Source organism: Aminobacter sp. LjRoot7 (assembly GCF_964252895.1).
GTDB classification, from domain to species: Bacteria; Pseudomonadota; Alphaproteobacteria; order Rhizobiales; family Rhizobiaceae; genus Aminobacter; species Aminobacter aminovorans_B.
In genome coordinates this window covers 1-10575 of sequence record NZ_CAXUPX020000025.1, presented here as the reverse complement: position 1 = coordinate 10575, position 10575 = coordinate 1, and the positions used below count along the sequence as shown (strand labels likewise).

At 57.6% G+C, this 10575-nt stretch carries 10 protein-coding genes and 1 pseudogene; 7 read left to right on the top strand and 4 right to left on the bottom strand.

Annotated elements, in window-relative coordinates:
- The first annotated feature begins 424 nt into the window (after positions 1 to 424).
- On the top strand, positions 425 to 802 hold the full coding sequence (locus ACSQ3E_RS30575; protein ID WP_436125478.1) for a hypothetical protein: 378 nt from the start codon (positions 425 to 427) through the stop codon (positions 800 to 802).
- Positions 802 to 1401 carry an AAA family ATPase gene (locus ACSQ3E_RS30570; RefSeq protein ID WP_436125477.1) on the top strand — a complete coding sequence of 200 codons (600 nt, stop codon included), beginning with the start codon at positions 802 to 804 and terminating at the stop codon, positions 1399 to 1401. Before ACSQ3E_RS30575 ends, ACSQ3E_RS30570 begins: the two co-directional genes overlap by 1 nt.
- A 363-nt stretch (positions 1402 to 1764) precedes the next feature.
- On the opposite strand, the gene ACSQ3E_RS30565 is transcribed toward ACSQ3E_RS30570, so the two are convergent.
- Positions 1765 to 2316 (bottom strand): cold-shock protein, encoded by a 552-nt coding sequence (locus ACSQ3E_RS30565; protein WP_436125476.1) that lies wholly within the window; start codon positions 2314 to 2316, stop codon positions 1765 to 1767.
- A 115-nt stretch (positions 2317 to 2431) separates the two neighbouring features.
- Between ACSQ3E_RS30565 and ACSQ3E_RS30560 the strand changes: the two genes are divergently transcribed.
- Complete coding sequence (locus ACSQ3E_RS30560) at positions 2432 to 2563, top strand: hypothetical protein (protein WP_436125475.1); 132 nt, start codon at positions 2432 to 2434, stop codon at positions 2561 to 2563.
- Between the two features lie 32 nt (positions 2564 to 2595).
- On the opposite strand, the gene ACSQ3E_RS30555 is transcribed toward ACSQ3E_RS30560, so the two are convergent.
- A complete protein-coding gene (locus ACSQ3E_RS30555; protein ID WP_436125474.1) occupies positions 2596 to 2733 on the bottom strand; it encodes a hypothetical protein in 138 nt (45 codons plus the stop codon).
- A gap of 404 nt (positions 2734 to 3137) precedes the next feature.
- Between ACSQ3E_RS30555 and ACSQ3E_RS30550 the strand changes: the two are divergent.
- Positions 3138 to 3816: pseudogene (locus ACSQ3E_RS30550) on the top strand (transposase); the annotation flags it as partial.
- Positions 3817 to 3962: 146 nt separating this feature from the next.
- On the opposite strand, the gene ACSQ3E_RS30545 reads toward ACSQ3E_RS30550, so the two are convergent.
- Positions 3963 to 6035 (bottom strand): putative bifunctional diguanylate cyclase/phosphodiesterase, encoded by a 2073-nt coding sequence (locus tag ACSQ3E_RS30545; protein WP_436125473.1) that lies wholly within the window; start codon positions 6033 to 6035, stop codon positions 3963 to 3965.
- Between the two features lie 346 nt (positions 6036 to 6381).
- On the opposite strand from ACSQ3E_RS30545, the gene ACSQ3E_RS30540 reads away from it, so the two are divergent.
- The 3 genes from ACSQ3E_RS30540 to ACSQ3E_RS30530 all read left to right on the top strand — a co-directional run bounded on the left by ACSQ3E_RS30540 (position 6382) and on the right by ACSQ3E_RS30530 (position 8964).
- Complete coding sequence (locus ACSQ3E_RS30540; protein WP_436125472.1) at positions 6382 to 6579, top strand: hypothetical protein; 198 nt, start codon at positions 6382 to 6384, stop codon at positions 6577 to 6579.
- A 151-nt stretch (positions 6580 to 6730) separates the two neighbouring features.
- Positions 6731 to 7971 (top strand): IS3 family transposase gene (locus tag ACSQ3E_RS30535; protein WP_436125471.1). Its coding sequence is split into 2 segments (ribosomal slippage): positions 6731 to 7091 and positions 7091 to 7971, totalling 1242 coding nucleotides; the frame shifts between segments, so codons are not numbered across the junction.
- A gap of 657 nt (positions 7972 to 8628) precedes the next feature.
- Positions 8629 to 8964 carry a slr1659 superfamily regulator gene (locus ACSQ3E_RS30530; protein WP_436125470.1) on the top strand — a complete coding sequence of 112 codons (336 nt, stop codon included), beginning with the start codon at positions 8629 to 8631 and terminating at the stop codon, positions 8962 to 8964.
- A gap of 613 nt (positions 8965 to 9577) precedes the next feature.
- On the opposite strand, the gene ACSQ3E_RS30525 is transcribed toward ACSQ3E_RS30530, so the two are convergent.
- The coding region (locus ACSQ3E_RS30525; protein ID WP_436125469.1) for a LysR family transcriptional regulator at positions 9578 to 10575 on the bottom strand (998 nt) is incomplete at its 5' end.

Here is a 10575-nt window from a genome sequence, read left to right as displayed (position 1 = left end):
TGTTTTGTTATTTGGTTGCGGGGACACGCAACTACCGATCCCGACATTCGTTGGTAGTAGCGATCTGACCGCGCTGATTTACTCCGACTGCACCTCGTGGGAGTAAGAGTTCGAATTCCTTTCGTTGCGCCAGTTCCTACGATCCGAATATTCTCTACCCTCAATGGGCGCCACTGAAACGGCGCAGAACTGCGGGTTTTCGGCGTCAAGTTGTTGACTGCTGTCCGTGCCGAAAAGACCGATGTCGTTCTCTCTCCGCCGATATTCTCCAAAGCTCCTGACTGCAGCCATTCGGTACGGATATCTGGCTCGATCCGCTCGACCAGACGCACATCGACCATCTCCGCCATGCCGGCGTCACGGTCCCTGCCATGGTTCACCGTCGGGATGGTGATCAAACAATCCATCGTGCGCACCTGCTCCAGTGGCCATCATGACCGGAGTCGGATTGATCATATGGTTGGCCTTCGAAGAGCACGAAGATTGTGTCTGCTGGAATCCCCGCCACGGCAAGTTTGCCACCTATGCCAACCGTGTCTTCGCGCTCGGCCAAGCCGCAATCGACGAGGCTGTGACCTACAGCTTCGATTGCGCGCTGAACGTGTTCGACAATCCGATCAGCTGGCTTCGGGCGAAGCGTGACGGCATCGTAGTGCTGGACTGGACAGGCACATTCGACCGGCTCCGGGACGCGCCCCGCATCGCACTTGCGGAGAGCCTGCTGCCGCTCTACCGGCGCCACATGAAGCCAGCGCGGACGCCCGAACTGTTCATCGTCTCCGGTAAAAGGCGGGCCGCATAATGGATGGCGTCCCTATCCCCATCGCCCAATTCGAGCGCAGCCAGAAGAACGCGCAGCGCTTCGTGCGCACCAGCACGACGAGCATCATGGCGATCACGTTTCCGCCGATCCGCTGGATTGTACCGGGTTACGTCTCCGAAGGTCTGGGCATTCTGGCCGGCCGGCAGAAGCTCGGCAAACCCTGGCTGGTGCTCGACTGGGCCATCGCCGTCGCCTGTGGTGGTAAGGCCATGGGCTCGATCACCTGTGACCAGGGTGACGTGCTCTATATCGACCTTGAGAACGGCCAGCGCCGGATTCAGGCGCGGATCAACATCCTGTTTCCCGATCAGCGCCGGCGGCCGGACCTGTCCCGCCTCGAATGGGTGAACGACGCGCCGGCCTTGAACAAAGGCGTCCTCGACGCACTCGAGGACTGGCGCGTGTCCGTCGACAACCCACGGCTTGTCATTGTCGACGTGCTCCAGCGTAAAGCCAGGGGCAATCACAACCAGAACTCCTACGAAAGCGACTACTCAGCATTGGCCGGTCTCCAGCGCTGGGCGACTGACCCCGAGTCGCCGTGGTCGCGTTCATCACACACGAAAGGGCGGAGCTGACGATCCGCTGGAAGCGTCGAGCGGCTGAAACGGGCTTCCAGCCTGTGCGGACACGACCTGCCTTCTAACCGTGACCAGAACGGAACGGCGCTTTATGTACGTGGTCGCGACGTCGAGGAGAAGGAGAGCGCGCTCAAGTTTGTCAGCGGGATCTGGACGCTGACCGGCGAGGCAGGCGATCACAAACACGGTGATGGCGAGCGCGGTAACATCCTGTTCTGCCGACCCCCGGTAACATCAGTAACAAGGTAACATTCGATGGTTTTCACTTGGCTGAGAGGCGCAATGTTACCGTTGTTACCGGGGTTTCTGCCGCAAGGACGAAATAACAGTAGTCCGACATAGAGCACTTACATCCAACCGCTAGCCAGGATGTATGGTCCGAGCCTCAAGACCCTTCTGGCCCCGAGCGTATCGGACAACCACCTTCTGCCCCTCTTCCAGCTTGGTCAGGCCAGAACGGGGCAACGCCGAGGCGTGAACGAATACGTCCTTGCCGCCGCTTTCAAGGCTGATGAAACCGAACCCTTTGTCCCCATCATACCACTTCCCGGTGCCGGCGCTCTCCTGCTCGCCTGCCTCGGGTCTGGCAGCACCCATCAGGTTCGGCCGAGTTGGGAGTCCGGTGCTGGGCAGTCGCTCGGCCCCGCCGGAGACGGTTAGCACTTGTACAACCTGTGGCCCCCTCGGGCCAGCCTCGATTCTGACTTGAAGCCGCATCCCCTCGGAGACATTGTGATGTCCGGCGGCCTCCAGCGTCCGTATGTGCAGGTAGGCATCCGAGCCATCTGTTAGCTTGATGAAGCCAAAACCCTTCTGCGCATTGAACCACAGCACCTCGGCCTCAATGGAAGGTGAGGTTGTTACGATTGGGCGCTGGAAATAGCTGGGTTCCGGACCGTGCTCATCTTGCATCTATGGCGCTTGAGCGGTCTGAAAGTCGTCGCAAGCTTTCGCAATCAATCGTATTGGAGCGAAAAAGCACAGAAATTACAGCAACATATTTCCCGTGATATAGTCCAACCAGACCGTGGGCCTGAACGAGCGCTGGCTTTACGCGCTCTGTGCCATCGCCACGACGCTCAATCGCCAGCCGGTGCCGAAGAACCGGTCGCGCAGCTATGTCATCGATCAGATGCGGGACCGCCGCCAGGTCAATTGATTGCTAGCGCCGCTCGCACGCTCGGTTTGCCTTCAAGACGAGCCCCCCAACGGCTGGGCGCCCCGCGACATCAGCAAAATGCAATCGTCAGCAAAGAACGTCATGATGCGATCAAAATCATGCGCGTCGAAGGCTTCGCACAGTTCCGTCAGTGTTGATCGAATGTCCATCCGCCCGTCTCCGTAAACTGGAACAATCGAAATGTTGTTCAGGCGTTCAACGTCCAGATTGGAGCGCAGGTGCCCGAGGGGGGCTCGGGGGACGGAACAACCAAGAAGCCCGTCCAGGCGTACGCGTCGAGCCGCCCCACCTGCACGGCAATCATTGCACCAAAGGGCAGTGATCACAATCGTAGAGCGGAATGGGCAGACTTGCTAACGCCACTACGGATAACTGACCAGATCATCAGGCCGGCGTCGACAATGGCCCAAAGGCGGTTCATGTCCTTATCATAAGCCAAGGCTCGCAGAATGGCCTCGCGGGCGCTTCTAACGATGGTGATGATGTGGCTTTCATGTCTTGTCCTTCAGGCTCTCCCCGACAGTATCCTCCAACCCGCGGCAACCTTGTTTGATGGCTCAACTTTGAATCACCACCTGATCGACATCGAGCGGCTCTGAAGCGTTCATCATCTTAGTAGTTCGAGCAATTCCTCGCCGAGTGCTGGAAGGATGGCAGTCGCTGTGGCCAGCATCTGTTTCATAAGGTCAAACAACGTGGCTATATCGGTAGCCTCTCTCACCTTCAGCGCTTGCTTGGGGCATGGCGCCGGGCAGAAAGGCCGGTTAGTGAACTCACTCCCGTTTCGCCTCAGTGCAGACTCGCACCGGTTCGTGACCCGCTATCCGTCACGTGATATCGCCTATGGTAGCGGCCGCATTGTGCATTAAGCCTCGTGCAACGCTGACGGCTCACCAAAGCAGAAAGGTTGACGAGCTGAAGGAAGGATCGCACGCATTTGCCAAGATGCGTTCTCTCGCCCTGCGCTTCTCGGGGATCCTACGCTGTGGTCGACCGGAGACATTGGATGCGTGGATCGAAGACGCGATCGATTCTAACCTTGTCCCAATCGCTCGGTTCGCACGCGTTCTTTGCCGGGACATTGAAGCGGTATACAACGCCGTAGCGCTTCCCTGAAGCAATGGTCAGGCCGAGGGTCAGATCAATCGCCTGAAGTCAAGCGGGCCGTGTACGGTCGCGCCGGGGCCGAATTGCTGCGGGCAAGAATGCTCCCATCTCCCCAAACGAAGTGAGTCAGAACCTGCAAATGGAAAGTGACACACGACCTTTGTTTAGGGCGACGACTAGCTTAAGCTTGCTCCAGTAGGTATGACCCATAGAAAGTGTTCGAAGAAAAGGGGCGATCGAACCATCATTTCTTCAGGGCGCTGCCCTGGTGTCATATACGCGTGCGAACAGGGGGCTGCCGATCCTCTGAGGCCAGGTTGAGGGTCCGTAGGAATGCTTCGAAGCTGTCCTCGGAGAGCGGCTTGGAAAGGAGGAAGCCTTGCAATTCATGACAACCTTGCGATCGCAGAAAAGCCTCTTGTGCAACGGTTTCCACACCCTCTGCTGTCACCTCGAGGCCGAGGTTGGTTGCCATGGTGATTATCGAACGGACAATCGCGGTGTCTTCCAGACTACTGTTCGGCTGGATCTTCCGAATGAAGCTGCGATCGATCTTGATCTTGGTGAGTGGGTACCGGGTGAGATAACTCAAAGATGCATATCCCGTCCCGAAATCATCGAACGCGATACCGATGCCTTTCGCGCGCAACCGCTTTAGCGGGACAAGGATGGAATCATCGAGATCGAGTGCAATGTTCTCGGTGATCTCAAGCTCCAATGCCTGCGGCGGCAACCCGCTTTCATCGAGAGCATGATCGACGTCCCGGAGTAAAGTGCCGCTGCGGAACTGAGCCGGAAAAAGGTTGACGGCAATCCGGGGTAGATGCATCGCGCGCCAGACAACGGCGGACTTGCAAGCCGTGGTTAAGATCCATCGTCCTACCTCTGGCGCAGTGGCGCTTTCCGCTAATGCATCAACGAAGGCTCCGGGCAAGAGCAGGCCCTTTTGGGGATGACGCCAACGGATCAATGCTTCGGCGCCGCTGACGGTCCTGTTGTCAGCTCGGAACTGGGGCTGAAAGTGAAGAGTGAACTCGCCATTGCCGCAGGCCCTACGAAGCTCAAGGTCAAGGTTTCGACGCGCCTGCGCCTTGGCTCGCAGCTGTGGTATATAAAACCGTCGGGTCTGTCGGCCGGCTGCCTTGGCATCGTGGAGAGCCAAACCGGCGTTCGCGATTAGTTCGTCTGCGCTCGTCCCGTCTGTCGGTGCGATTGCCACCCCGACGCTGGCCGAAATGAAAACGATGTGGCCATCGATGTTAAACTGCTCCCTCAGTTGGCCCTGCATTTGTTCCAGAACCTTAGTGACGACAGCCGGATCGCCGCAATCCGGGCCAATCACGGCAAACTCGTCGCCGCCGGATCGGTAGATGCTTGCTCCAACGCCAATGTCGGTCATGCGTTGCGCGACCGACCTCAGAAGCGCATCGCCGACTAAACGTCCGAGCGTATCGTTTGTGTTTCTGAAACCGTCGATGTCGAACTTCGCCAGCGATATCAGACGACCACCGGCTTTGGACAGTAGTGCTTCGAGATCTTCTTGTAGGCTCACGCGGTTGGGCAGCCCGGTCAATTGATCGAAGAGAGCCAATTGTCGAAGTCTCTCCTCGGCAGCTTTTCGCTCGGTCGTATCGCGGCCGATGAAGTAGTAGCGCTGGTCAGCTTCCGACCAGACGCCGGACCAAGAAAACGGCACCGTGTGACCTTCATGGTGAACATATCTACAGCTGAAATTGCGCACGTTACGTCCGCGGCGCGCACGGCTCATTTCACGGCTGGTGTTGTACAGGTCAGCCGGCAGTACGAAGTCTCCGCCTAGGCTGCCAATCATCTCCTCCGGACTGTAACCGATCGTATTGATTGAACTCGGGCTGACGCGCACGAGCTTTCCACGACGATCCATAACGAGGATCAGGTCGAGCGAAGTCTCGAACAGCCGCTGCCTTTCAATAGACTGCTGAGCGAGCGCATCTGACCGGCGCTGAATTTCGAATTCGGCCTGGGCCCGCTCCTTGGATGCCAGAGGCAACCAGCGGAGCGTCAGCAGCCACAGCACGACACACGCGGCGACTACGTTCGCGACTTTCGGCAGTATAAGATAGCTCGGGTTACCCAGAAGGGTCGCGAGCGAGTCTGGCAAAACCCCGTAGACACTCCCAAAGTACAGCCCGAAAAAGAGATTTTCGGCAATATTTCGAACTGTATCGAGGAGCAACACCGCGACCAGGAGCCTAACGGTGCCGAAGGTCCGCGGATTTCGTATGTATGCAACGCATAGTGTCGCGAAGACCGCCACCCAGACGGCGATGATTACCCAATAGATTAGGGCAGCAGCGATATCCATGACATCAAGCCCCTCGGATAAGTGCTCGACGGTAAGAACTTAACGTTCTGATTTGATGTGCCCACTCTGGGTGGCAGTGATGACAAATTTGGACCAGATAAAGTTGCTCCCTTTGTCAACGCGAACGGACCCAGGGAGCGATCACTAGGTCAAGCCCAAGTAGATTTGAACCGCGCTCGGACACCTCTCACAATGCATTAACGCAAACACCAGCCTTCAGTTCCAAAACGTAAAAACAGTTCCGCTGCAGCGGTTCGATACGGTGAATTAACGGTTATCCGTGGCGTCCCGCAGGACTTAGTCCAACATTGCTGCAGTTGAATACTTCTTGGTTCCATAGAATACGATGTTTGACGGCAGACTGACCCTGTCTCTGGGCAGCGTCGGCGTGTTCTTCGGCGACTACTGCATCGGCGAAAACCCTGGTGACGCTTTCGCTGGCAGTGGCAACACGCGTGCCAACCAGACACTTGATCAAGTTGCCCACATTGGCGGCGAGCCCGCTGCGAGCGACAGCGCAGTTCTGCAGAAGGTAGCAAGGTAGCAAGGCGTTTGTGGGGAAGTGTTCTAACCGTAGATGGCAATCACTCTATAGCTGTCGGTTCCCTCAACGTAGTGTTCGACCCCGATCCTCTGGAGCGCACCCCTTTTTGACCGGACAGGCGGCATAGCCGATAAGGCATAGGCATGCGCCTATGAGTACGACTATGTCCAAAGCTTCTGACGTCCCGTTCAGCCGGGTCGAAGTCATTACCTCAGTGCAGCGCCGTCGACGCTGGTCGGTGGCCGAGAAGGTCAGCCTGGTTGAAGAGGCCATGCAACCCGGCATGAGCGTGTCCTACGTTGCCCGGCGAGCGGGCATTTCTCCTTCCCAGCTGTTTGCCTGGAAGCGTCGCATGCTCGAAGGTGGTCATGCCGCTGTGCAGGCCGACGAAGATGTTGTTGCCGCTTCGAAGGTGCGCGAGCTCGAAAAGCGCGTTCGCGATCTGGAGCGGATGCTGGGCCGAAAGACCATGGAAAACGAGATCCTCAAGGAAGCGATCGAGATCGCTCGCCCAAAAAAACACAGCTTGCCCTTGGTGTCCTGGAACGATGCCGAGGACGGTTCCCGGTGAGCGCGATCGCCAGAACTTTGGGTATCGCGCGCTCCAATCTCATCGAACGTGCTGCCGTTCCAATTGTCCGGCGCGGTCCCTATCGCAAGCCCGAGGATGCCGATCTGCTGGCCGAGATCAGGCCGATCATCGACAGACGGCCAACCTATGGCTATCGCCGTGTCACCGCACTGATCAACCGGCAACGGCGTCTCGCGGGCAAGCCGACCGTCAATGCCAAGCGGGTGTTGCGGGTCATGCGCCAGCATCATCTGACGCTGCAACGCCACACTGTGCAACGTCCCGGCCGAACCCATGACGGTGTGGTCGTTGCCTTGCGCTCGAACGTGCGCTGGTGTTCGGACCACCTGGAGATCCGTGCCCGTGGCGGCCAGGTCGTGAGGGTCCTGTTTGTCATCGATGCCTGCGACCGCGAAATCATTGGCTGGTTTGCCGTCGCCAACGCTGGGATCTCCGCTGAAATGGTCTGTGATCTGATGGTCACATCGGTCGAGCGCCGGTTCGGCAGCACCAGGACTTCGCATTGGGTGGAGTGGCTGTCCGACAATGGCAGCGCCTACATCGCCCGGCAGACCGCCCAAACCGCTGCGGCCCTGGGGTTGACCTTGCTCTTTACCCCGGTTCGCAGCCCCCAGAGCAACGGCATGTCCGAGTCCTTCGTCAAAACCCTCAAACGCGACTATGCCGCAACTCACATCTTGACCGACACCGACACCATCCTGGCCTTGCTGCCTGGATGGTTCGAAGACTACTGTGAATCCCATCCGCACTCAGGACTGAAGTTCAAATCGCCCCGCGAGTTCATCCGCCTCAGTGCCTAAACCCAACCGCCGCCTGTCCGGTCAAAAAGGGGTGCGCTCCAGTTGACCCCACATAGTTTCGGGTGGGTGGCTACGACGCTGTCGCCCATGAAGCGTACTGGCAAGCGCCGAACGAAGAAGACCCCGCTCCCTAACAGGAGCGGAGTCTTAAATCAGGCCTCGCAGGCAAAGTGTTACTTGTTGGCAGAGCGGGGTGGGGTTGGGTGGCGACGCTCTACATCGCAACTATATCAAAACGTATTTCATCAGCAATAGCTAATATCCATTGACGTATACATTAGTGCGGGGGCACACGAGGACAATAATCGATCCCGACAGCGCAGTCGGAACCCCGGGCAAATTTGCCGAAATCTCCATCGACAGCTAAAAACTCGAAAAAAGCACGCAAAAACCCGGTGGTCGGTGCCAGTCACGGGGTTTCGTGGGGATTGGCATCCCACGTTGCGGTGCCCAAAAATGCATAAGACATGAAGGCTAAAGGTCGGGCTCTGCGAAAGCTGCCAGGCTGATGCCAAGTGCGCAAAGCTGGGTCTGAGCAACCTGAAAGGACGCATTTAGTTCAATTATGGTGGTTTTTTCCAATCTGCTGTATAGGATGTAGCAGGTACAAGCAGCGGGTATTTCATAGATTATCAGACGTCTTTGAAGGCAGCTCCTATGGATATCAAGACTGACGACTACAGTGTTTGGGCCGAAGGAACCGATCTATATTTCAGTGGGGTGATGCGGCCAGAGAACGAGGCCGCTTCGGCGATCACGTCACTGGTACGAGACCTCCTGGACTCCGGGCCACCAGTTCTTACGGTGCACCTGTCCGACCTGGAATTCCTTAACTCGCAAGGCAGGAATATTCTCGTAAAATTGATGATTGAAGCCCGAAATCATCCGCAGGTCCGGATGGTGGTTCGGGGCAGTAGCAATATTGTATGGCAGGATCGGTCGCTGCCGATTCTCAAGAGAATATATCCGGGCCTAGTACTGCTTATGGATTGAAAAGCGAAGGCCCGCCGGAACCTGCCATTGAGCCCAGCGCCCGCCACTCGAACCCCACCCCATCGACAAGGCGGGCGCGTTCCACGACGCAGGTTCCTCGATGCCTAGATTCCCGTCCTCGGTAATCCGGAGGGCGATGTCACCATCGCCGAGTTCTTCGACTACCAAAGTGTTCCGTCCAGCAGACGTTGCCGACGACCGCCATATGCGGACGGCTGGCACGGTAGAGGTGGAGGACCAGCGAAAGCACCACACCCGGCTCGACGCCCCAGAAGAGAGTGCCGAGGATTGTCGCCGCCATCGCGTCCAACGCCCCTTTAAAAGACAGCTCCGGACGCGCAATCGGGAATGCGGTAGCCAACCCGCGCATCAGAGCTTGATCACCGACATCCTTCAGTTACGCCTCTCCCACGCGCGAGTATCAACTTGAAGCCGTTCCTCCGACCGGACAATCTTCTGCGTTCGGAACCTTGGCAGGGGACATCACAGCGGTGTTCTGGCGGCAACTTTCGGATCGCGCCGTGAAGAACGACGTTCGGAGCCTTTGAGGGCTTCGACATATGACCATTTCAGAGTTTACGCTTATCGCGCCCAGATCGCCGACATCGTCGATTCAACCCGGCCAATCGTATTTATGGGCAGCGCGAACCATTGCTGCGGTGGCCGGACTGAATTGCCTTCCCGGCACGGTTACAAGGGAAATGGTCCGCGTCACCGACGGCTCGACAAGCGGACGCTGCAGCAGCTCAGGCAACGTGACGGAGTATTCCGGCATGAAGGCGAAGCCAATTCTGGCGAGCACCATCGATTGCACCCAGTCTTCGCGCTCAGAGCGAAAACGGGCGTAGAGGTTCACATTGGTCTGTCGACAAACATCCATCACCATGTCTCGCATCTCGCATGACAGGCGATCAACATACGGTTCGTCGGAGAGGTCGCTCAACCGGATGGCGTCAACGGCCGAAAGCCGATGGTCGGGCGGGAATATGACGACGTAGCGTTCCTTGTAGAGCTCTTGGACGCGGAAGAAATCGCCAAGGCCGTCGAGAGGATTGAGGACGGCCAGATCGAGTTCGCCGCTTTCGAGACGACTTTTCAGATCGCCGACTTTTCCTTCGCTGACCTCAAGGTCTACCCCGTGGAATTCCTTCTGGAACCGGGCGAGAAATCGCGACAGCTTCACATGGCCGATGGTTGACATGATGCCAAGGCGAATGGGCACCTGATCTAGAAGCCTAAAATTGTCGGCGAGAGTCCGGGCCGCTTCCGCCTCCTGCTTGATGTGTTGCAAATGCGGGAGAAGCGACCGACCGAACTCACTCAGGAGAACACGCTTTCCTTCCCGGTGGAACAAGGCCGCGCCAAGTTCATCTTCGAGGGTCTTTATCGCCTTGGTCAGGGCGGGCTGCGACACATTGCATTGGGCGGCCGCCTTGGTGAAGTTCAAAGCTTCTATGGCCGCCAGCACATACCGGACCTGAGACATCTCCACGGTTGACCCCTCCCAGAGCTCCTCGGAACAGGATGATACCATACCGATCCATAGCCGTCGGTTATAGATCGATAGAAAACAAGTCGTTCCCAGCGAGCCATGATCGTGGTCTCCTACCT